This window comes from Nannocystis pusilla, from assembly GCF_026626665.1.
Taxonomy (GTDB): Bacteria; Myxococcota_A; Polyangia; order Nannocystales; family Nannocystaceae; genus Nannocystis; species Nannocystis pusilla.
On sequence record NZ_JAPNKE010000002.1, the window covers coordinates 5,899,434 to 5,922,423 of the forward strand.

Here is a 22,990-nt window from a genome sequence, read left to right on the forward strand (position 1 = left end):
CAGGTCATGGGCGCCGGGGGTCTCCGCGGCGATGCGGCCCCTTGAGCACAGTGCGTGCCAACCGGCCCCGAGCGGCCTCCGGCGGCCTCGCCGGCGCTTTCGGCCCGAACCGCGCCGACCCGCCCGCGAGACTGCGACCCCGGCGCCCGGACGTCGGCGCCACCCTGCGGCGCCGCCGCTGCGACGATTTTTTCACGAGCAAACGCACACTGCGCAAACCGCTACTCACCCCCTGCGCACATGGGGATCACAGTCGGCGCACGATCCGCCGCCTCAGAGCCGCCCTGATGTTCTGTTAACACATCAGAGAAACATAAAGACATGTTCCAAAAGACATGTCTAATAGAACATATGTGCATTGAGCGCCAAACCAGCCGAGTCCGCAGCGGGCGCCTCGCCGCGTTGACATGATCTTGATGTTGACGAAATCTTGACGGCAGAGGTGCTCGCATGAATTCCGCCAAGATCCACACGATCGCCGTCACCACTATGCTTGGGCTCGGTATGACCGGTGTAAAGACCGCATACGGGGCGGAGCCGTCGCAGACCGGCAAGACCGACGATACCGACAGCGTCGTCCAGATCGACGGCGAGGCCGCCGCGCCGAAGTTCGTCAGCGTCGAGGAGGCCGACATCGTCCTCCCGGCGGACGAGCACGCGCAGGGCCTGGCGGTCCCGGCCAAGGTGTTCCGGCCGAAGTTCGACAGGGACGTGGGCCCCGGCCCGGCGATCCTGGTGATGCACGGCTCGGGCGGCCTGCACAAGATGCCGAACGGCAACGACGCCGGCGCGTGCAGCCGCGACCTGGAGGATCAGTACGCCCGCTGGGGCCAGGAGCTGGCCGAGCGCGGCTACGTGGTGCTGATGCCGGCGAGCTACACCGCGCGCGGCTTCTGCGACATGCACACCGACGAGGGGCGGATCCCGAAGAGCTTCAACGAGCGCCCGGAGGCGATCGTCAGCCGGCTCTACGACATGGACGTGGCCGCGAACTACCTCTGCGAGATGGACGGGGTCGACTGCGAGCGCATGGGCGTGCTCGGCTTCTCGCACGGCGCGACGATGGCCATGCTCGCGCTCCACTGGCAGATGGATCACGCGCTCACGCGATTCCGCGGGTCGGAGGACGGGAAGGTGGTCGACTTCGCGATGCCGGACCTCTCGCCGGACCGCCCGAAGTTCAAGGTCGGCGTGGCCTACTACCCCGGCTGCGGCACCGACGGCTTCTTGCCCAAGGAGACCGGCGAGGGCGTCGACATCAAGGACAAGTACTTCCCGAGCGCGGACCTCTACGTCCTGCACGCCTCGCGCGACAAGCTGGCGCAGATCTGCACCGTCGACGACTCGGTGAAGGGCGCCAGCGGCGAGCGCGAGATCCAGTCGGCGGAGGTCGCCGCCACCAAGGACGTCGACGACCGCTACAACATCGAGGTCTACGATCGCGCCGGCCACGGCTTCGACTCCGACGAGAAGGAGGCGAACGAGCCCGGCAACCCCAGCGCCGCCACGCAGGCGCGCACGGTCGCGCTCCACCAGCTCTATTCGCACTTGAACTGAGCGCATTCGCCCTGGTGCGTAGCGCCTTACGCGCACCGCACACCTGTCCTTTGTGACAGATGCATCAATAGCCCATCAATGCCCCGGGACGCGGCACTTCGGCCGCTCCACCGCACACGAGGCCGCCCGCGTGACACAGGTTGCTTGTCGCGTCGGCGGCCTTTCCTACGCTCGGAGGCGGTACAGGGGGGCATTGTATGCCGTCAAGAGTGGGAAGCACGGTTGCGTATACTCGTAGGATTGTGTCCTGGGCGACGCTGCTGACGTTCGTCGGCGGCTGTCCCACCGACGACACCGGGATCGGCAGCGCGACCGACGGTGGCCCCGGCACCGGCGACACCTCGACGCCGGCGACCGAGACGGCCGCCGAGCCCACCACCTATTCAGGGGTATCGGGCTCGATGGGCGACGACCTCACCGGTTGGCAGACCACGGGCACCACGGACCCGGTCGGCCCGTGCGGCGCCGACCCGCTGTGCGGCATCCCGCCCGAGGAGCACGAACCCACGCCGAAGCCGGACGGCCTGCCGAGCCCCTCCCCGGCGTCTACGACGACCAGGGCCCGGCGCCGCTCGACAACGGGTTCCGCTCGCTGATGGGCTTCCCGAACCGCCAGCGCGAGCTGCTCGAGGAGCGCGTGGCGCGGATCTACGACCCCGACAGCCCCGAGTTCCGCGATTACCTCAGCGTCGACGAGTGGCTGGCCGATCACGCCCCGCTCGACGCCGACGTCGAGGTCGTCAAGGCGTGGCTCAAGTCGCGTATTTCACCATCAATTTCGAGGCGAAGAACCGTCTCCTCGTCCACTTCTCCGGCACGGTCAAGGACTTCAACGAGACCTTCGCCACCGAGCTGCACATCTGCATGCGCAAGAACCCGCTGCACAGCGGCGACCCATTCCCGGTCTATTGCACGCTGGACAGCTTCACCCTGCCCAGTCCGTGGCCGAGCGCACCAACGGCCTGGCCACCGCGGACCTGCCGGCCGAGACCGGCTCTCTGGTCAAGGAGGTGGGCGAGGTGATCGAGGACTACCCGGGCGACCAGGCCTACGGGCCGCCGGCGTTCTTCGGCGCCTACAACATGCTGCCGCTGTTCGAGCAGGGCATCACCGGCGAGGGCTCGGCGGTCGGCGTGGTCGGAGCCGGCACCTATCATTCGATCGACCTGCAGATCTTCTGGAAGTCGTTCGGCATCGACCGCGCGCTGCCGATCCGCGTCAACCTGATGGAGCCGGTGTTCGAGCGGGTCACCGAGACCGTGCTCGACACCCAGTGGTCGTCGTCACTGGCGCCCGGGGCCGACTCGTACGTCTACGAGGGCCCCGACGCGCGCAACACCGCGCTGCTGTTCGCCTGGAACGAGGCGATCGGCGACAACAAGGTCGACGTGCTGTCGACCTCGTTCGCCCACCGCGAGGACGCCGAGGCCAAGACGCTGCGCCACCAGTACGACGAATCGGCGCTGATGGGCGCGGCGATCGGCATGACCCTGCTGTCGGCCAGCGGCGACTCGGCCGGCGCCGACACCCCGTGCAGCAGCCCGTACGTGACGTGCGTCGGCGGCACCAACCTGGTCGCCAGCGTCGACGGCGTGATCCACTCGGAGGTGGCGTGGTCGCTGTCCGGCTCGGGCCAGTCGAAGTCGTTCGCGCGGCCCTACTGGCAGGAGGCCGACGTCGACAGCAAGACGCGCTCGATGTGCGACGTGGCGCTCTCGGCCTCGCCCGAGAACCCGATGTGGATGCGCCGCTGGACCAACTGGGAGGCCTACGGCGGGACGTCGTTCGCCTCGCCCGCGTTCGCCGGGATGGTCGCGGTCATCAACAGCTACCGCAAGGCCCACGGCAAGCCGCGCGTCGGCTACCTCAACCCGCTCATCTACCTCCACGGCCCGACGCGCGCGACCTTCCGCGACATCACCAAGGGCGCGACCAAGTACTGGCCGGCGGGCGTCGGCTGGGACTACCCGACCGGCCTCGGCGCACCCGACGTCGCCGCCCTGGCCGCGACCATCCCCGAGGCCGCGCGCGGGCCCAAAGCCCGCGCGCAGCGCTGAGGCAGGTCGACTTCGGCCTGTCTTGTGGAACGTGACCTCCGGGGAGATGCGCGATGACACCCTTCGAAGTGCTCCCGCACGGCGGGCTCGACCAATCGATCCTCATCCCGGTCCTGGTCGGGGTCTACGTCGCCCTTTTCTTCACCGAGACGTTCGGCTGGGTGTTCGTCGGCCTGGTCGTGCCGGGCTACCTGGCCTCGGTGCTGGCGCTGCAGCCGACCACCGCCGCGGTGATCGTGCTCGAGGCGATCGTCACCTACCTGCTGGCCCGCGGCCTCGCCTACGCGCTGGCGCCGACCGGGGTGTGGGCGCCGTTCTTCGGCCGCGACCGCTTCTTCGTGATCGTCCTCGCCAGCGTGCTGGTCCGTCAGCACGACCAGCTGTGGATCTTGCCGGCCCTGTCGTCCTGGCTCGAGCTGCAGATGGGCACCGAGCTCCCGCCCGTGCGCGAGTTCTACAGCATCGGCCTGGTGCTGGTGCCGCTGACCGCCAACATGCTGTGGAAGCCGGGCCTGGTCCGCGGCCTCGGCCCGCTCGCGGTCGTCGTCGGCCTGACCTACGCGATCCTCGAGCTGGTCCTGCTGCCGCTGACTAATTTGTCGCTGTCGTCGTTCGAGCTGCTCTACGAGGACAGCGCGATCGACTTCCTCGGCCACGCGCGCGCCTACGTGCTGCTGCTGACCACCGCCACGCTGGCCGCCCGCTTCAACCTGCGGTTCGGCTGGGACTTCGGCGGCATCCTCGTGCCGGCGCTGCTCGGCCTGCTGTGGTTCACGCCGATCGAGATGATGGTGACGCTGGCCGAGGCCTGCATCCTGTGGAGCATCACCAAGCTGCTGCTGCGCTACACCCCGCTGAAGCGCTACAACCTCGAGGGCCCGCGCAAGCTGGCGCTGGTGTTCAGCCTCAGCGTCGCGCTCAAGTGGATGCTGTCGCTGATCGTCAGCGTGACGATGCCCGGCATGGCGCGCGCGAGCTGTTCGGCTTCGGCTACCTGCTGTCGACCCTGCTGGCGATCCGCATGCTGCCGAAGAAGGCGACGCGGCGGGTGCTGCTGCCGACGATCACCACCGCGTTCGCGGGGTGGCTCATCGGCAGCGCGCTCGGCCTCGGCCTCGACGTCGCCGCGCCGGTGCCGACCCCGGTGCCCGCCTTCAACCCGCGCAACACCAGCGATCGCCTGCTGCGCAGCGAGGCGGGCGCGCTCGCGCTGGGCCACGTGCGCGCCGAACTCGCCCCGCCGCGCCTCGAAGCGCCCCCCGCGTCCGCGCTCATCGCCCACGCTGAGGCCTGGTCCGCGCTGGCCGCCTGGATCGCCGCGCCGACCGACGACGCGGCCGCGACCGCCCGCGACGCGGCCGCGCGCGCCGACCTCGGCATCCACGCGATGAGCGCTCCGACCGGTCTCTTCCATCATGTCTCTTACGCCATCTCACCGATCGAGCGCGGCGTCGTGCACACCAGCTGGCCCTCGGCGCTGGTGGTGCCGGGCGCGAGCGGGCCGGCGATCGTGGTCCCGCGGCCGGTCGCCGAGGCCCCGGCCGCCGAGGCCGCGGGTCCGCTGTGCGCCGCGCTGTCGTGCCGCCTGGTGCTGGTCGCCGGGCGCGATCAGGTGCCGGGCGTGATCGACACGACCTTCTCCGCCGCGCTGGCGCGCCTCGCCCCCGAAGGCGCGGTCGAGCTGCGCGCCGACTTCGACGCCCCGCCCGGGCGCCCGCTCGTCCACCTCGAGGCCGCCGCGCCGATCGGCCTGCCCGCGCTGCAGCCGGCCGCCCCGCGCGGCGGCGCCGGCCTGCCGCCGATGGCCCTCGCCGAGGGCGCCCCGCCGCTGCTGCTCGGCGCCGCCTGGGGCGAGGGCCGCCGCGCCGTCGTCCGCATGCACCCCGAGACGATGCGCGCCAGCCTGCTGCAGGGCGCCCCCGAGATCCGCAGCGCCCCCGCGCTGATGCCGTGGCTCGCCGAGCAGGTGCGGGCGTGGAGCGAGCGGCCGGACAGCGGCCTGGCCGCGCCGTCGGTCGCCGAGCTGACCTTCCTCGAGCGCCACGTCGCCGAGCCGCTGATCCACGGCTTCACCGAGGACCGCGCGCTCGCGGCCCGCTTCGCCCGCCTGGTCGACGCCGAGGTGTGGCAGCTGCGCGACTGCGGCTCGCGCCGGCCCTGCCGCGCGCTCGTGGCCGGCGGCGAGATCCTGGTCCTCGGGACAGGTCCGTCCAAGCTCGTGATCGAGGCGATCCGCGTGCCCGAGGAGGCCGGCACCTGGCGCCTGGCCGCCGAGCTGTTCAGCGCCGCCAGCGGCCGCGCGCTGCTGATCGCCATCAGCCGCTCGGGCGCCGGCATGTCGGCGTTCACCCCGGCGCAGGCGCTGCACCAGGCGCTGTCGGCCGACGAGGCCGGGGCCCCGCGCACGATCGTGCAGATCCGCGGCCTCGGGGCCCGCCCCGGCGCGCCCGCCGACGCCCTGGCGATCGGCCGCCCGCGCGCCGGCGTCGGCGAGCTCCCGCCTGTCCTCTCGGACATGCTGACCATGTCCGGCCCGCTGTCGTTCGTGCCGCGCTGGCGCCTGCTCGAGGACGCCCCCGAGCTGGCCGCGCTGGTCGGCGTGCGCGACGCCCTGATCGCCTTCTCGGCCGCCTTCACCGCCGACGCCGCGGCGATCCTATGGTTCCCGCCGGCGCTGCGCCGCGTCTACGCGCTCGGCGACCCGTGCCTCGACCTCCGCCGGCTGTCGGCGCTCGACCTGGTCCCGACCGGCCGCAGCGGCGCGTGGGTCCGCGACGAGGCGGCGATGGCCCTCGGCGGCGCCGCGCCCGGCGTCGTGGATGTCCGAACGGTCATGTCCAAAGGGACAGTCAAGGAAGAGCCGCCGGCGCGCAAGTCGGGCCGGGCCGAGGCGCGCGAGGCCGAGGCGCGCGGCAAGCCCGGCACCGCCACGGTCACCACCGGCGCCGCCGACTTCATGACCGCGCTGGCCCAGGTCGAGGCCTACGCCGAGTCGAACAACCTCCACTGGTTGCGGCTGGTCCTGGCCGAGCCCGGGCTGCGGCTGCAGGCTGGCCTCGGGCGGACCACCGGGCGCGGCTTCCTGTCGCTGTGCGAGACCGGGGCCGACCGCCGCTGCGCGCTCGTCTGGCTCGGCCCGGCGCTGCCCGGCCGCACCGTCGTGCCGAGCAAGATCCGCGCGGTCGGCCCGGCGCTGTGGCGGCGCAACCGGACCCTCCTGGTCGACGGGGAGGAGCGATGACCCACTTCGACCCCGCCCTGCGGCCCCCCGGCGCCGCCCACGGCAGCCGTCGCCTGGCCTTGCCGACCCTCGTCGCCCTGCTCACCGCCGTGGTCCTCGCCACGCGCGGTCCGGCCGCGGTCGAGGACGAGGCCGCCGACGACATGCTCACCGCGACCAGCGAGCGCATGATCGCCTACGTCCTGACCCCCGAGCACGGGCCGCGCTTCCGCCTGCCCGGGGGCCCCGAGCTCGTCCGCGTCAGCGCCCACCTGGTGCTGCCGAGCGGCCAGACCTACGTGCCGACCCGCCGCTACGCGTTCGGCATCGAGGCGACCCTGCGCGCCCCGGACGGCGAGGTGCTGTGGCGCCGCCACCTGTCCGATCGGACCGATCAGACCAAGGCCGGCTTCAGCGAGGGCGGGTGGATCTACGAGGCGGCGTTCGCCGCCGACCACCGCTACGAGCTGTCCGACAGCGCCGGCCTCGAGCTGTCGCTGCCGAGCTGCCCGCCGTCCTCCACGCTCGAGCTGCGGCTGTCCGAAGAGACAGGGATCCTCGGCAGCGACGGCAACAAGATCGCCGTGCCGTTCAACAACCCGAGCGCGCTCGTCCGCGTCCACCGCCGCGTCGACCTCGGCCTGGCCGGCGAGAGCTTGCGGCGCAGCGCCACCCAGGCCGCGCTCGGCAAGGCCCGCCTGGCGGCCTCCACCTTCCTCCCGTGGCACGCGCTGCGCGAGGCCCACCGGGCCCACGCCGAGGCCGAGGCGTGGGAGCGCATGCCCGCCGAGGGCCGCGCCGGCGTCGACTACCGCGGCGAGAGCATCTACGTCGCCGCCGGCCCGCCGCCCGCGCCGCCGCCGCCCGAGCCGCCGGCGCTGGCGATCGCCCCCGGCCAGGCCGCGGTGGTCCACCTGCTCGGACCCGGCACCGCGACCGTGCGCACGCGCGGCACCGCGACTGTCTCGACGGACATGCCCCAAGAGATAGCCGTGCGCACGCGCTGGCTGGGCCCGTTCCCGGCCGGCCCCGACCCGGCCCCGCCGGCCCCGCCGGTGTCCCTGCTGTCGATCCCGATCACCGACGCCTGGCAGGAGCAGGCCGTCCCGCTGACCGCCGGCTGGACCACGATCGAGCTGTCCACCGCCGTCGGCGCGGCCGACGTCCAGGTCGTCGCCAGCGACGGCGCCCGCCACCCGACCACCGAGGAGATCGGCCTCGAGGCGGCGCGCGAGTCGACCTTCGCCGCCCTGCGCCTGCCCGCCGAGACCGAGCGCAGCGGCTGCGCCAATGCCCGCCTGACCTACCGCGCCGCCTGCACCCTGGCCGCCCCGCCCCCGCCGCCCTCGGCGCTGATCCCCGTCGACCTGCGGACCCTGCCGCTCTACCGGATCGGCCCCGACGTCGCCCCGCTGTCGTTCAACCTGACTGGCCCGAAGGACATCTACACCCGCACCCTGCGCTTCGACGTGCGCTCGTTCGGCGCCGTCGTCCCGGTCCGCCTCGGCCTCGAGTTCCTCGACGCCCGCGGCCGCGTGATCCTCGTCGAGGAGCTGCTGGCCGAGCCGACCGGCCTGTCGCTGTTCGAGCGGGTGCGCCCGCCCTCGTCGTTCTTCGCCGAGTCCGCCGGCGGCGGCGACGAGGACGACGCCCAGGTCCCCTCCCTGCTGCCCGCCCTCGGCCTCGCCCTCGCCGAGCGCCCGGTCAGCGAGCCGGTCTCGCTGCGCCTTCTGGCTCCGCCCGAGGCCGTGCGCCTGCAGCTGACCGGCGGCTCGTCGGCCCTGCTCGACGTCCGCACCGTCCTGCCGCCGCCGGCCGACGAGGTCGGCGGCTCGCCGTGGGTCTGGCCTTACGACCAGGTGGTGGTCGACGACGAGCGCTGGCGCTACGCCCCGCGCCGGCGCGACCGGTGGTTCCCGCTGCGCGCCGAGGACCACGCGCTGCGGCGGGCGGCCGGCCAGGTGATGCCGCTGCAGGCGCAGATCCGCCGCGAATACGAGCCGCCGCGCCCGACCACCGAGGGCCCGTGGATCACCGCGCACCCGCGCGGCGGGGTCCAGCGCCTCGACATCCTCGAGCTCGTGCCGCCGTCGCGCCGCGACGAGTTCATCGCCGCTGGGGCCCCGGCGAGGTCTCGGTGCTGCGCCCGGGCGTCGTCGAGAAGATCGACCTCCGCCGCGGCTTCGCCCGCCCGACGCGCATGCGCTACCACGCCATCGGCACCGGCGTGCGCGCGCTCGGCCAGGACATCGCCCTGCGGATCAACGACGTCGACGACGACTGGCTGATCACCGCCCGCGCCGAGACCCGCCGGATCGCGCGGCCCAAGGGCGGGCTCGTGTCCCTCCTGTGGAACTCGGGGCCGGAGCCGGTGCGCCTGCTCGTCAACCGCCCGACCCTGTCCGGCGCGCCGATCTACACCGCGCGCCAGATCTACCGCCTCGCCGACAACTCGATGACCGTGGACGTGCCCAAGCGCGCCGGCGTTGTCGAGGCGCTGCACGTGGTCGTCTACTGGCTCGAGGGCGCGCCGACCACCGCGACCTCGCTGCGGGTGGCGATCGACGGCGGCGCCCCCAAGCGTCACTCGGCCCGCGGCGTCAACGTCTCGCAGGCCGAGCTCTCGGTCGCCCTGATCCCCGACTCCGGCGCCGAGCTGCTGCGGACCGACCGCGACACGCCCGTCAAAGCCCAGCGCACGACCTTCACCATCCGCCTCGGCGACGACCTCTCGGCCGGCCGCCACTCCGTCACCTTCACCCGCGACAGCGGCGCCCCCGTGTGGCTGCGGCTGTTCCGCGAGGCCCCGAAAAGCCACGGCGCCGCCACCGACCTCGAGCCCGGCCATGACGACTGAACCCCTCGCCTCCGAACCGGGCGCCGCCCCCTGTCTGGCGGAGCACGCCCTGCAGGACACGCTGCTCGCGGCGCCTCGTCGCACATGTCTCTACGGACATGTCGATGACGCATCGAACACATGTCCTTCAGGTCATATCAAGACCGCACCCGCGATCCCGAAAGCACATGTCCCTCAGGACATATCGCTTCTCCGCCCGCCGCGCCGCAGCCGGCCGCGCGCCGGCGCGAGGCGTGTCCCTCGGGCTCTATCCCTCCTCGCGCCACCGACGGTCCCGCCGGCGGTCCGCTCGCGCCTGCCGTCCCCGGGGTCCCGCGACCGCGCGCACGCCCGCCCGAAACAGCGCCCTCGAATCGCCCCTATCTCTCGCCCACGGCGCCCCAGTCGGCCACCCGCGCGCTCGAAACATGTCCCTCAGGACCTATCCCTCCTGACCCCATCGACGCTGCGCGCCCCGCCGCTCGCCCGCCGGCGCCTCCGGTCGCGGCCCGCCACGCCCGCTACATCCACGCCCTTTCGGCCGCCGCCGCCGAGGCCCCGCGACCCGCCGCTCGTCCGCCCGCGTCTCCGGCCGCGGTCCGGCACGCGCGACAGATCTGCGCCCTCGCCGTGGTCCCCGCCGAGGCCCCGCGACCCGCCCCTCGCCCGCCCGCCGTCCCTGTGTTCACCTGTCCCCAAGGACACATCATTGCCGACGCCGCCAGGCCGCCGCGGCCCGTCGCGCCTCCGGACCCTGCCGCCCCCTCCGCCGCCGCGCGCGCCGCCCCGGCGAGAAGCGCCGCTCGCCCGCCCGCCGCCCCCTCGCAGGTGTTCGCCCGCATGCCCACGGTCCCTGCATGTCCCTCGGGACAGGCCGGGAAAGTCGCTCGCCCGCCTGCGGCTCCGGCATGTCCCCAAGGACATGCCACTCGCCCGCCCACCGCTCCGGTCGAGCAGGCCGCCCGCCCGCCTGCCACCTCTGCATGTCCCTCGGGACAGGCCACTCGCCCGCCCCCCGCTCCCGCGGCGCGGCCCGCCCGCCCGCCGGCGGCCCCCGCGGCCCAGCCCGTCCGTCCGCCCGCCGCCCCTGCCGCCCAGCCCGCGGAGCCCGCCTCCGCCGCCTCGCTCGCCCGCGGCTGGGCCCTCCTCCTCGCGCTGTCGGCCGGCTGTCAGGGCCGCGCCTGCGACTGCGCCGACCCCCAGGCCGACGACGCCCGCTACACCGCCCGCGCCGGCTCGCCTGCCCGTTCGGACATGCCCCCGTGGGCAGGTCCCGAAGACCAGCCGGCCTCGGCCGCGCTCACGGGCGGGCGCCCGCGGCCGCCGGCCCAGCCGCTCGACGCCTACACCATGATCGACCCCACCGAGCTCCGATACCGGCTGTGGACCGAGCCGCCGCCGCCCTTCTACGTCCCCCCGACCCCCGAGCGGACGGCCGCCTTCGAGGCGCTGATGCGCGACCTCCTGGCCACGCCCACGCCCGAGCCCGAGGCGCTCGGCGAGGTCGCGTGGGCGGCCGGCTTCGAGGTCCACGCCTGGTACGTCTCGGGCCAGCGGCTGCTCGCCGCGGTCGAGCCGCGGACGGGCCAGACCGGCGGCGGCGCCTACCTCGTGCGCGTCGCCGACGGCCCCGCAGCGACCGAGGAGCGCCCGGTGATCTTGCAGGCCCCGCACGCCTTCCACGACCTCGGGACCGAGCGGATCGCCCTCGCCCTGGCCCTGCGCGGCGACGCCTGGCCGCGCGCCCTGTTCGTCAACACGGTCCACCGCTACCTCGACACCGACGGCCAGCGCCGCGAACGCGACGCCGCCCCCGCCGACCCCTGCCACAACCCCGAGCACCTGTTCTCGATCGCCACCGCCGCCGCGCTCGACGTCATGCCGCGCGCCGAGGTCGTGCAGATCCACGGCTTCAGCGAGGACGACGACCCGCTCGGCCCCGCCGCGGTCGTCAGCGCCGGCGACCGCGTCGCCGCCACCGGCCGCACCCGCGAGGTCGCCCACCGCCTGCGCGGCGCCCTCGGCATCGAGGTCGCCCTGTTCCCCGACGACCGCACCCGCCTCGGCGCCACCGCCAACGCGCAGGGCCGGCTGATCCGCGCCCGCGGCGGCGCGGCCCGCTTCGTCCACCTCGAGCTGTCGCACGAGCTGCGCCGGCGGATCCAGCGCGACGCCAGGGCCCTCGCCAGCCTGGCCGAGGCGCTCCGCCCCGACCTCCGCGACCCCGAAGAGATCCTCGGCCTCGGCCCGCCCGAGCGCCCGCTCTAGACCTGTCCTTCGGGACATTGATCATTCTCTCATCATTCGTGTCGCTCTGGGCCCCTCCCTCCAGGAGCACCACCGTGTCCACCCCTCTCCGCATCGCCTCGTGGCTCCTCGCCGCCGTCGCGCTGTTCCCCCACGGCGCCAGCGCCCGGCCCGGTCGCGCCGCCGCGCCGCTGGCCGACCCGGCCGTGCGCGCCGGCGTCGAGTGGCGCCCGGTCGAGGTCGTGCCGGTGGCGCTGGCCGGCGCCGCGCCGTGGATCGCCTCGCCGACCCCCGAGGCGGCCACCGCCACCAGCGCTGTCGTCGGGCCCGAGGCCGGCGCGATCATCCGGCTGGGCTCCCTCGCGGTCCTGCAGGTCCGCGCCGAGCCCGTCCGCGGCGCCGGGCGACCGGCGCCGCTGAAGTTCTGGCGCCGCTCCGGCGCCGAGGCGGCCGGCCGCGCCGCGGTGCTCGAGCCGGCGCTCGAGGTGGCCCCGGGGACATGGCTCTTGGAACATCCGCCGGGCGGCCCCGGCGAGTGGCTGGTCAGCGCCGGCGAGCCGACGCGGATCACCGCCCTCGCCCCCGCGCCGCGCACCGGCGAGCTGATCTGGGAGCACGTGATCGGCGCGGTGCTCGAGTGGATCGACCGCGGCGGCCCACCGCCGCCGCTGCCCGACCTGCCGAGCTTCGCCGACCTGCGCCGCGAGCTGCTCGCCGACGCCGCGGTCGCCGCGGCCCTGCGCGCGAGTGACCCGAAGGACATGTCCCTCCAGGCAGCCGTCACGGCCTGGCGCGGCGCCGCCGCGGTCCAGCGGATCACCGCCATGCGCCCGCCGGGGCGCCCCGCCTTCGCCCTCGAGACCGCGCCGCGCCCGCTGCCCGGCGCCGCCGCGGTCGACCTCGAGGGCCGCCCGTTCCAGCGCAGCGCCGGCGGCCGCAGCTGGGACCTGCGCATGACCGGCCCCGGGGTCGCGTGGATCTCCGCCAGGCTCCTGGGACAGGACCCGAAGGCCAGCATCTCCGTGCACGCCGAGGGCCGCCGGCTCGTCCGCGAGCGCCTCGCCCCCGAGACCCCGTGCGCGCCGGAGGCCACCCCGTGCCGCGTCGGCGGCCCCGAGCGCGACCTGGCGATCCCGCTGGCCCCGGGCGAGCACACCTACCGCTTGCAGGTCGAAGGCGACGCCGCGCTGCTGCAGGTCCGCGTCGGCCAGTCGCTCGAGCGGGTGGCCACCGCGCTGCGCCGCGAGGGCGCCGACGATCTGCTGCGCGCCGGTCACCGCGCCCTCGCCCGCTCGCGCTCGCCCCGGGCCGCGCTGGTCGGCGCGTTGCTGGCCCAGGTCGCGGGCCGCCCGCTGCCGAGCCTGAAGCGCCCCGGTTCGCCCCGCTGGCGCTGACCTTCGACTGGCTGCAGGCGCAGCAGGACGACCTCTCGCCGGCCCGCCGCCGCCAGCTCGCGTGGTCGCTCGCCCGCGCCGCCGACATGGTCAAGGACCGCGAGCTGGCCGCCCGTGGCCGCGCCGCCGGCATCGAGCTGCTCGAAGGGACAGGTGACGCCGGCCTCGCCCGCCGCCTGCTCGGCCCGCGCCCGAGCGAGGCCCCGGCGCGCGCGCTGGCGGCCGCGGCCCGCATGCTCGACGGCCCGCCGCTGCCCCTGGCGAGCCCGATGCTGGCGCTGTTCGAGCGGGCCCGCCGGCAGGACCCCTACGACGCCGAGCTGCGCGCGGCCTACCGCGACCACTGGCAGGCGACGCGCTGGTCGCTGCTGCTGCCGAGCCAGGAGGGCCCGTCGCCGCTGGTGTGGATCGAGCACCTCCCGCCCGACCCGCTGCGGGCGCCGACCAGCGCGTCGCTGTGGGCCTGGCCGAACGGACATGTGCAAACGGTCATGGCCCCGACGCTGCCGGAGGCGCCGGGCCGCCCGGCGCTGCTGCGGCTGTACACCCGCACCGACGCCAGCCTGACCGTGACCGTCGACGACGAGCGCTGGCGGACCCTGCCGCTCGCCCGGCTCGAGCTGCTCGAGCTGGCGCTGCCGCCCGGGCCGCACGCGCTCACGGTCGCCGGGACCAGCGGCAGCGAGGTGTGGTCGTCGCTGGCGCCCACGCCCCCGCGGGCCCCCGACGCCCGCCTGCTCCGCCTGTGGCGCGCCGACGCCGAACACGCGGCCCGCTTCGCCCTCCCCGGCGAGCCGGCCCACGCCCGCGTCGACATCCGCGCCCTGGACAGCGACACCCCCACCCGCGTCGACCTGACCCTCAAGACCGACACCGGCCTGCGCCGGCAATTCAGCGTCGAACTGCGCCCCGTCGATGGGGCGGCGATCCCCCTCGACGGCAGCCCCCGCGTCGGCCCCCCGACCAGCGTCCTCATCCCCCTCGACCTCCGCGCCCGCGCCCTCGAGGTCCTCGTGGCCAAGGGCGGCCCCGCCGTCGCCGTGTCCGCGGCCGTCCGCGCCCCCGGCCTGCGCGAGCCCGTGCCCGCGGACGAGGCCGCGGCAGGTCCCGCAGGACATGCCCCGAAGGACACCTCGCCCTCCGCGACCGGCGCCACCGGCGGCGCCGCGGCAGGTCCCGAAGGACATGCCCCGAAAGACACATCGCCCGGCGCGTCCGGCGTCACCGGCAGCGCCGCCGCGACCAGTCCCGAAGGACATGCCTCTAAAGACACATCACCCGTCGCGGCCGGCGTCCCCGGCGGCGCCGCCGCGACCAGTCCCGAAGGACATGCCCCGAAAGACACATCAACCGTCGCGGCCGGCGTCACCGGCAGCGCCGCCGGGGCAGGTCCCGAGGGACATGCCCCGAAAGACACCTCGCTCGCCGCCGCGGGCCCCGCAGGACATGCCCCGAAAGACATGCCGTCCGGCCCCGCGGACAGCCCGCGCCCCGAGAGCCCGACCGCCACGCTCGAGCGGGCCAGCCGCGCCCTGCTCGAGCGCCCGAACGACCCCGAGCTGCTGATCGTCCGCGCCGGCGCCCTCCTCGACCTCGACCAGCGGGCCTACGCCCTGTCCGACTGGGCCCGCGTCGCCGCGCACCCGCTGCCGCCCGGCCTGCAGGACCGCGCCGTCGCCCTCGGGCGCCGGATCGAGGCCCTCGGCGCCCCGAGCCACGTCGACGTCACCACCGACGTCCCCGCCCTCATCGCCCCGCCGCTGGCGGCCGCCGGCCTCGACGACCTCGCCCTCGCCCGCCTCGCCCCCGCGGCCGCCCGCGCCCGCGCGGCAGGGCCCGCCGCCGGCCTCGCGCTCCTCGACGAGCTGGCGCCCGCGTCGCCCGCCGCGGTCGGGGCCGCCGTCCTCGGCGCGCCTGCACCCAGCGCCATGTCTGAAAAGACAGGCGATACCCCGGCCCACGTCGATGGAACGAATGTCCCGATCGACATGTCCGCAAAGACATCGTCCCCCCGCGCCCCCGGCGACGAAAGACATGTCCGAAGCGACATGTCGGAGAAGCCGTCGAGCGGCGGTCCCCAATCACCTGCCCCGAAGGCCCTGTCCCTCAAGACACCCGCGCGGCTCCCCGCCGACCCGGCCGAGCTGGCGCTGCGGGCCGCCCTGCTCGACGCCGCCGCCCGCCCGGCCGAGGCGTTCCGCGCCTGGCACCGCGTCTACGCCGCCACCGAGCGCTGGCAGGTCGGCCTCGCCGGCATCAAGAGCGCGCTCGCGGCGCTCGACGAGCCGACCACCAGCCCCGAGGGCGCCGGCCTGGCGTACGGCCTCGCGCTGCGCGTCCGCCCCGCGATCCGCACGCCCTACCTCGACCGCCTGGCCAACATCGCCGGCGAGCGCAGTCGCTGGTCGCACCTGATCCTCAGCGAGGAGCGAGGCAGCCGCGAACACGTCGACCTGCCGAAGCAGCCCGCGCCCGCCACCGTCACCGCCGACGCCCGCGCCGCCTTGCTCGCCGCCCCGTTCCCGACCAAGGGCGCCCTCATGCTGCGCCCCGGCGTGCCCGTGCTGATCGACCTCGCCCGCGGTCACGACGCGCTCGGCTTCGAGCTGTGGTGCCGCGAGGTCCGCCCCGAGCTCGGCGGCGTCGCGCCGACCGTGCGCTTCTGGATGGGCGAGGAGCTGCTGCACACCCAGGCCGTCGCCGCCGACACGCTGACCCTCGCCGAGTTCGCGGTGCCCGCCCGCGACGCCGTCACCCTCGAGCTCGACGACGCCAGCCACGCCTACCTGTGCCTGGCCCGCCTGCGCCGCCCGGAGGCCCGCCAGGTCGCGCGCACCGACCGCTGGCACGTCGCCCGCCCGCGCCGCCCGGTCGAGTTCATCGTCCTGGGCCCCACCACCGTCCAGATCGAGGTCCACGGCCGCCCCGCCTCCGATGTCAGCGTCGCCATCGCCCGCGGCAGCGAGCCGTTCGGCCCGGCCCGCTCTCTCGGCAGTCCTTCGGGACATGTTCCATCGGGCCTGTCTAAAAAGACCAAGGACGACCTCGCCGTCCACCCCCCGATCCAGGTCCTGACCCTGGCCGACTCCGGCCCGCTGCGCATGCGCCTGGCCCCCGGCGTCGGCCCGGCCCTGGTGCGCGTCCACCAGCGCCTCGACGCCGAGGCCGAGCCGGTCCCGCCGCGGCCGCCGCGGCGACGCGTGCCTCGCCTGACCGAAGAGACAGCCCCGCCCGCACCGATCCCGCACCCGCCCGCCGCCGTGCCGCCGCCCGACCGCCAGGTCCAGAAGTTCGGCACCCCGTACGTCGACCTCCACCTCGGCACCGACGACCTCGAGGACAGCGACGACCTGCGCCCGCGCGCCTCCGGCATCGTCCGCCTCGGCTACGCCCGCGAGCTGCTGGCGCGCCGCCTGTGGATCGAGGTCAACCCGGAGCTGCGCCCGCGCGAGGACACCGCCCTGGTCGCCGGCGGCCGCCTCAGCTTCCAGGCCTTCTTCCCGCGCGCCGGCCTGCGCGCGTGGGTCAGCGCCGCCGGCCTGGTCCAGACCGAGCACCAGGTCCAGCCGTGGAGCTTGCGCGGCGAGGGCCGCATCGACCGCCCGACCTGGCTGGCCCCGCGCCTGCAGCTGCTGCCCGGCCTCGACCTCGCCTACCGCTACCAGTCGCTGGACAGCATGAACGCCTTCCCGCGCGGCGAGCTGCACCCGCGCGTGTACCAGTGGTACGTCGAGGACCACCCCTTCGTGTTCCGGCCGACCCTCGACCTGCGCGTGGTCGCCTGGCAGGACGCGCGCGTGGTCGTCGGCGCCGACATGGTGCCCAACAGCGACTTCCGCAGCGTCGACCAGGTCAGCATGCACGCCGGCATCGTCGGCGTCCTCGCCCTCTACGGCCGCGTCGTCCCCGAGTTCGCGCTCGACTACGAGGCCTCGATCCGCCTCAAGGACCCCGACCGCGACAAGACCTACCTGCGCAGCCGGATCCTCGCCGGCCTCGGCGTCGGCATCTGGCTCAAAGACGGCGTGCGCCTGGCCTTCGGCGTCCGCAACAACCTCTACCTCTCCACCCTCTACCCGGCGCGCAACGGCCTCGACTTGTGGCTGCGCCTCGACCTGCCCCTCGGTCGTGGCCTGCGCGACTTCGGACCGCTCGAGATGCCCTTCCGCGCCGCCCGCGAGCACCGCATGTGGCGCCAGGAGCCGACACCATGACCGCCATCATCGACGCGATCACCGAGGCCATCCTCCGCCCCCTCGACCCCCTGACCGCGCGTCTGCGGGCCCGTGCGGCCGCCGCCCTGGCGGCCCGCCTGGCGGCCAGCGCCGACGTCCCGCCCGAGCTGCGGCCCGACCTGTTCGAGCTCGCCGGCCTGCGCCGCGCCCCGGCCCGGCGCGCCCTCGTCGCCGAACATGCCCTCAAGGACATTGTCCCAAGGACATGTCTTTGTATTACTGTCCTGCGCCGCGAGCACGCGCTGCTGCAGTCGCGCGAGGCCGAGCTGGTGGCCGCCGCGCTGGCGGCCAAGGACCCGGGCACCCAGAAGGCGGTGCTGGCCGCGGCGATCCGCCGCCACGCCCGCGGCTTTCGCGAGCGCCAGGCCGACCTGCGCGCGCTCGGCCGCTGGCTCGACCACGACGCCCTGCGCGAGCGCCTGGCCGCCGAGCAGGCCCTGCTCGAGGAGCAGATCGAGCTGGCCGTGCGCCTGGTCGGCGCCGCCACGGCCGAGGTCGCCTACGACGAGCGCGCCGAGGTGTTTCCCTGTCTGATCAGCCAGCTCACCTGGCTGCCGCGCTTCACCCTGCGCCTGGCCTGCCTCGAGGCCCTGGCGGCGATCCTCGACCGCCTCGCCGAAGCCGGCCAGGCCCACGAGCTCGACCTCGACCTCGACCTCCGCCTCGCCACCGCCGCCCGCGGCCGCGCCGGCGACTCCGCCGAGCACCCGTGGGTCCAGGCCGCCGCGCTCGCCCTGCTCGACCGCGTCTCGCTCGACGCCCCCGAGGGCTCGCGCTTCGCCATCCCGCAGCTGCGCCTGCGCGCCGGGGCCCGCCGCGAGCACCGCGGCTACGCCCCCACCGCCGAGGCGCTCGAGCTGGCCGAGGCGCGCCTTATCTCCCCGCGCGGCGGCCCGCGCGACTTCCTCGTGCGCGCCCTCGTGGTCGAGTTCCTGGCCCGCCGCGCCGCCCGCGGCCGCGACCCGATCCGCTGCGTCGACATCCTGTTCAACGCCGTCGACGACGCCAGCGAGCACGTGCGGATCTCCCTGTGCGCCGCCGCCGTCGAGGTGCGCCCCATCGACCCCCGCGGCGCCGCCCTCCTGACGATCCTCGCCAGCGACGGCAGCGCCCGCGTGCGCGCCGCGGCCCTCCGCGGCCTGCTCCGCGGCCCGACCGACGCCCCCGCCCTCGCCACCCTCCTCGCCGACGAGGCCTCGCCGCTGGTGCTGCGGATCGCCTGCGCCGAGATCGTCAAGATGGCCGAAGGGACATGGCACGCCGAGCCCGGCAACTTCGTCCAGCTCAGCGCCGTGCTGGCGCGGATCGCCACCCGCGACGATCATCCGCCGGTCGTCCACGAGGCCGCCGCCGCCGCGCTGCAGGCGATCGACAGCGCCCTCGATCCCGCCCGCCGGGCCTGGACCGGCGTGTTCGCCGAGGCGCTGGCCCGCACCCCGCCCGGCAAGGCCGTCCGCGTGTCGCTGCGGCGGCCCGACCTGCCGCCGCCGGGCGACGCCGCCTGGCTCGGGCGGATCCTCGCCGCCCTCACCCGCGAGGACTGGGGCGTCGACGCACATGTCCGCAAGGACAGCATCTTCCTGCGCCGCGGCGACCGCTGGGGCGCCCGCCTGTGGCGCCTGTGGCACGAGCTGCGCCACCCCGGCCCCAACAAGCGCCAGGGCTTCTCGCACGTGCGCGGCCGGGTCCTCCGCGGCGACCTGCGGGCCCACTCCGGCCGCCTGCACGAGGTCGTCGCCACCGAGGTCCCCGGCGAGCGCGTCCACAGCGAGCGCGAGGGCGGCTGGGGCCGTCACCTCCCGCTGGTCGACGACCTCCTCGGCCTGCCCGTGCTGCGCCCGCGGCTCGTCCGCGTCGTCAGCAGCCAGGGCACCACCGAGCTGCGCTGGCACCGGCCGCTGTGGCAGCGGATCGCCGCCCACCTGCGCCTCAGCCTGCGCTACGCCCAGCTCGCCGAGCTGCGCCGCCAGGCCCTCGACGCCCAGGAGCCGGCCGCCCGCGCCGCCTACGCCCGCGTCCTCCGCGAGCAGTACGGCGTCGAGCTCTACTTCGTGCCGCACCCGGCCCCCGGCGCCTCGCTGGCCCGCACCGCCCCGTCGCAGCTGCTGCAGCTGTTCGGCGCCAACGAGGCCCGCGCCGAGCCCATCTACACCAGCGTCGACATCCCCGTCACCCAGTCGGTGCGGGTCACCGCCGAGGTCGCGCGCGCCGTCTCGGCCCCGCAGCCGGCCGCCGCCTCGGCGATGACCGGCCTCGGCGCGCTCCTCCTCGGCGTCCCGCTCGAGGTCCCCGAGCTCGGCGAACCTGTCCTCGCGGACATCTTCACCCTGAGCGGCAGCAGCCAGACCGCGCTCGCCTTGTTCCTCGCCGCCCTGGCCGCGATGCTGTTCGTCGGCACCTACCTGCGCACCCGCGCGATCGCCCGCGACCGCGCCGCCATCCCGCTCGTCATCGGCGGCTGGGGCACCCGCGGCAAGTCGGGCACCGAGCGCCTCAAGGCCGGCCTGTTCCACGGCCTCGGCTACCGCGTGTTCGCCAAGACCACCGGCTGCGAGGCCATGTTCATCCACGCCCAGCCGCGCGGCCAGGCCATGGAGATCTACACGTTCCGCCCGTACGGCAAGGCGACGATCTGGGAGCAGCGCACGCTGCTCAACCTGGCCGCAAAGACCGGCAGCGACGTGTTCCTGTGGGAGTGCATGGCGCTCAATCCAGCCTACGTGGAGATCTTGCAGCACCACTGGATGCGCGACGACGCGGCGACGATCACCAACTGTTACCCCGACCACGAGGACATCCAGGGCCCGGCGGGCATGGACGTGGCCGAGGTGATCTCGCGCTTCGTGCCGACCGGCGCGCGCACGGTGACCAGCGAGATCAACTTCTTGCCGGTCCTGCGCGACGCCGCCGGCCGCCGCGGCAGCGACCTCGACGCCATCGACGAGTTCGCCGGCGACCTGCTGCCGGCCGACCTGCTCGCGCTCATCCCCTACGAGGAGCACCCGCGCAACGTCGCCCTGGTCGCCCGCCTCGCCGAACACCTCGGCCTCGACCGCACCCTGGCGATCGCCACCATGGCCGAGCACGTCGTCCCCGACCTCGGCGTGCTCAAGCGCTACGGCCCCGCGCGCATGGCCGGCCGCACGCTCGAGTTCATCAACGGCTGCTCGGCCAACGAGCGCGCCGGCTTCCTGTCGAACTGGCGCCGCACCGGCTGCGACCGCCTCGACCTCGAGAAGGAGCCCGACCACTACGTCATCACCGTCGTCAACAACCGCGAGGACCGGGTCGCCCGCTCGCAGGTGTTCGCCCGCCTGCTGGTCGAAGACGTCGCCGCCGACCGCCACGTCCTGATCGGCACCAACACCCAGGGCCTGGTCGGCTACATCCGCGAGGCGCTCGAGGGCTTCCTCGCCGCCCAGGAGATCGTGTCGCGCGACGACCTGTCCGATGGGCCAGCCGGCCGCGCGCGCCCACCAGCGCCTGGCCCGCCTGCTCGCGCGCGTGCGCCCGGTCGCGCCCGAGGCCCTGCCCGGCCAGCTGGTGATCTACGGCCACGGCGCCGGCCGCTCGCTCGCCGGCGTGCGCGACGAGATCGCCCGCCGCTGCGCGCCCTACCTGAGCGAAGATCCGCGCGCCAGCATCGCGCTCGACGAGGTGCTTACCATCGTCCGCAACGAGCTGAGCCCGTGGCTGGTCGGCCTGGTCGAGTCGGCGGATGTCCTCGAGGACAGCGACCCGCCCGAGTGCGTGCGCCTCGCCAGCCCGCAGGAGGTCGCGGATCACTTCCTCCGCCAGCTCGCGCGCACGGCCGTGTGCGTGCGCCTCAAGGCCCGCGTCGAGGCCATCTTCGCCGAGGGCAACGGCACGCCGCACGGCCTCGTCCACGCCGCCGTGCGCGACGCCTATCGCAGCCTGTTCATGGACCTCATCGACGTCGTCGTCGACCCGCTGACCACCGGCGACCAGGTCATCCTCCGCTGCGCCCTCGCCGTCCCGCCCGGGGTGCGCGCGATCCTCATGGGCACCCAGAACATCAAGGGCACCGGCCTCGACTTCGTCTACCGCTGGACCGCCCTCGACATCGCCCAGCAGAACCTCGCCGCCCTCGCCAGCCCCGAGCCCGAGGTGCGCCGCCAGGCCCTGCAGCGGCTCGCCCAGCCCGCCGACCCCGGCCTCATCGACTCGGGCCTGGTCGCCGCCCAGCTCGAGCAGCGCATCGCCTACGACGGCGAGGCCGAGCTGCAGAGCTTCGCCGCCGGCCGCGCCCGCGCCCTCCACCAGACCCGCGTCGCCGACCTGTCCGCCGGCCCCGCCCGCGGCGGTCGCCACGACAAGTGGCTCGGCTGGCTCGAGAGCTGCGTCGAATTCCTCGACGGCGCCCGCCGCTATTACATCGCCCGCCAGGTCATGCGCGACCTCGTCTGCCTCCGCATCAGCCACGCCCGCGCCGCCGCAGTCATGCGCGAGCTCGACAGCCGCGCGAAGGGCGGCTGGCTCATCCGCGGCCTCCGCCAGCGCAGCGGCGCCCCGTGACCCGCCCGCTCAGCACCCGCTGTCGGGGGGCTCGTCGAAGCCGCAGCCGAGCGAACCGGAAGCGGTCAGCTCGAGGTCCTCGCCGGCGATCGTGAAGGCAGCGACGACCGGAGGGGACGGGAGTTCTTTGCTGCCGCAGTCGGAGACGCCGACGACGTCGCCGTCCAGCGCCAGGCGGAAGGTCAGCTCGGCGGTCGTGCCCGCGGCGACCGGGAGGTCTTCGGCGGTGACGGCGAGCTCGCCGGAGCTCCACCATCCCGTGAACTTCACGGACGTCAACGTAGCGGTGTCGATCGCCTGATCATCCGGGGCGGTGACGCGGATCCGGAGGGCGACGTTGGTGTCCACGCTGCACCCGGAGATCGAGTCCATGCTGGCGTACACCAATTCCGCGGCGTAGGGCTGCTCGATCGCGCCGGTGCCCGTGATCCCCTCGGACGTCGTCGAGGCGCCGGAGCTCGTCTCCGTGTCCGTGCCGTCCGTCCCGGTGGTCGAGTCGGGGCCGGGCCCGCACGCCGAAAGGGCGAGGAAGAGGCCGAGTCGAGTCGAAGCGGTGAGACAAGTCGCCGGCACTCGCGGATTCTAACCGCACTCTGCCGACGACGTGGAGCCTCGCGGCATCTTCGGCGGCGTCGAGGCGCGAGGTCGCGTCATTGACTGGTCGCGTGCGGCGATGTATCGCATCAAGTGATGCGCAGCAGTCTTGTCGGGTCGCTCGTCCTCGTCGCCTGCGTCACCCGGCCCCTGGAGGAGGGTGCGACCGAGGGCACGTGCCCGATCCGGACGACCCGCCGCGGCTCGTCGGCGCCCTCACGGGTGAAGTCGTCGGCCATTTCGACGCCGTCTTCTGCAACAACCTCAACATCATCCCGCCTCCCTGACGGACGGGCGCGAGCGACATGACGGGC

The 22,990-nt window shown here is 74.7% G+C and carries 12 protein-coding genes and 1 pseudogene; 12 read left to right on the forward strand and 1 reads right to left on the reverse strand.

What is annotated here, in order from left to right:
- Positions 1-450: 450 nt before the first annotated feature.
- The 12 genes and pseudogenes from OV079_RS26120 to OV079_RS26170 all read left to right on the forward strand — a co-directional run bounded on the left by OV079_RS26120 (position 451) and on the right by OV079_RS26170 (position 22,177).
- Positions 451-1,557, forward strand: a complete 1,107-nt coding sequence (locus OV079_RS26120; protein ID WP_267771624.1) for a dienelactone hydrolase family protein — start codon at positions 451-453, stop codon at positions 1,555-1,557.
- 242 nt (positions 1,558-1,799) lie between these two features.
- Positions 1,800-2,153: a hypothetical protein gene (locus OV079_RS26125; RefSeq protein WP_267771625.1), complete on the forward strand. Its 354-nt coding sequence runs from the start codon at positions 1,800-1,802 to the stop codon at positions 2,151-2,153.
- Positions 2,153-2,260: pseudogene (locus OV079_RS58595) on the forward strand (hypothetical protein); the annotation flags it as partial. The gene OV079_RS26125 and the pseudogene OV079_RS58595, both read left to right, overlap by 1 nt.
- Before the next feature lie 44 nt (positions 2,261-2,304).
- A complete protein-coding gene (locus OV079_RS26130) occupies positions 2,305-2,580 on the forward strand; it encodes a hypothetical protein (protein WP_267771626.1) in 276 nt (91 codons plus the stop codon).
- A complete protein-coding gene (locus OV079_RS26135) occupies positions 2,499-3,614 on the forward strand; it encodes a S53 family peptidase (RefSeq protein WP_267771627.1) in 1,116 nt (371 codons plus the stop codon). Before OV079_RS26130 ends, OV079_RS26135 begins: the two co-directional genes overlap by 82 nt.
- 53 nt (positions 3,615-3,667) lie before the next feature.
- Entirely contained in the window at positions 3,668-5,005 is a 1,338-nt protein-coding gene (locus OV079_RS26140) for a poly-gamma-glutamate biosynthesis protein PgsC/CapC (RefSeq protein ID WP_267771628.1), read from the forward strand.
- A 1,846-nt stretch (positions 5,006-6,851) separates the two neighbouring features.
- Complete coding sequence (locus OV079_RS26145; protein ID WP_267771629.1) at positions 6,852-9,122, forward strand: hypothetical protein; 2,271 nt, start codon at positions 6,852-6,854, stop codon at positions 9,120-9,122.
- Positions 9,035-9,691: a hypothetical protein gene (locus OV079_RS26150; RefSeq protein ID WP_267771630.1), complete on the forward strand. Its 657-nt coding sequence runs from the start codon at positions 9,035-9,037 to the stop codon at positions 9,689-9,691. Before OV079_RS26145 ends, OV079_RS26150 begins: the two co-directional genes overlap by 88 nt.
- 819 nt (positions 9,692-10,510) lie before the next feature.
- Positions 10,511-11,938, forward strand: coding sequence for a hypothetical protein (locus OV079_RS26155; RefSeq protein ID WP_267771631.1), 1,428 nt, complete (start codon positions 10,511-10,513; stop codon positions 11,936-11,938).
- 74 nt (positions 11,939-12,012) lie between these two features.
- Positions 12,013-13,311, forward strand: coding sequence for a hypothetical protein (locus tag OV079_RS26160; RefSeq protein WP_267771632.1), 1,299 nt, complete (start codon positions 12,013-12,015; stop codon positions 13,309-13,311).
- A gap of 86 nt (positions 13,312-13,397) precedes the next feature.
- Positions 13,398-17,525 carry a hypothetical protein gene (locus tag OV079_RS26165; RefSeq protein WP_267771633.1) on the forward strand — a complete coding sequence of 1,376 codons (4,128 nt, stop codon included), beginning with the start codon at positions 13,398-13,400 and terminating at the stop codon, positions 17,523-17,525.
- The gene (locus tag OV079_RS26170) at positions 17,522-22,177 is read left to right on the forward strand and encodes a hypothetical protein (RefSeq protein ID WP_267771634.1); all 4,656 of its coding nucleotides are present in this window, start codon (positions 17,522-17,524) and stop codon (positions 22,175-22,177) included. Before OV079_RS26165 ends, OV079_RS26170 begins: the two co-directional genes overlap by 4 nt.
- Here OV079_RS26170 and OV079_RS26175 read toward each other — a convergent pair.
- A complete protein-coding gene (locus tag OV079_RS26175; protein WP_267771635.1) occupies positions 22,092-22,655 on the reverse strand; it encodes a hypothetical protein in 564 nt (187 codons plus the stop codon). The genes OV079_RS26170 and OV079_RS26175 overlap by 86 nt on opposite strands.
- Positions 22,656-22,990: the final 335 nt, after the last annotated feature.

What these genes read in the sequence shown, in the direction of transcription:
- OV079_RS26120 (WP_267771624.1), top strand. Translation starts at nt 451, where the DNA reads ATGAATTCCGCCAAGATCCACACGATCGCCGTCACCACTATGCTTGGG.
- OV079_RS26140 (WP_267771628.1), top strand. Translation starts at nt 3,668, where the DNA reads ATGACACCCTTCGAAGTGCTCCCGCACGGCGGGCTCGACCAATCGATC.
- OV079_RS26145 (WP_267771629.1), top strand. Translation starts at nt 6,852, where the DNA reads ATGACCCACTTCGACCCCGCCCTGCGGCCCCCCGGCGCCGCCCACGGC.
- OV079_RS26150 (WP_267771630.1), top strand. Translation starts at nt 9,035, where the DNA reads ATGCGCTACCACGCCATCGGCACCGGCGTGCGCGCGCTCGGCCAGGAC.
- OV079_RS26155 (WP_267771631.1), top strand. Translation starts at nt 10,511, where the DNA reads ATGCCCACGGTCCCTGCATGTCCCTCGGGACAGGCCGGGAAAGTCGCT.
- OV079_RS26165 (WP_267771633.1), top strand. Translation starts at nt 13,398, where the DNA reads ATGGTCAAGGACCGCGAGCTGGCCGCCCGTGGCCGCGCCGCCGGCATC.
- OV079_RS26170 (WP_267771634.1), top strand. Translation starts at nt 17,522, where the DNA reads ATGACCGCCATCATCGACGCGATCACCGAGGCCATCCTCCGCCCCCTC.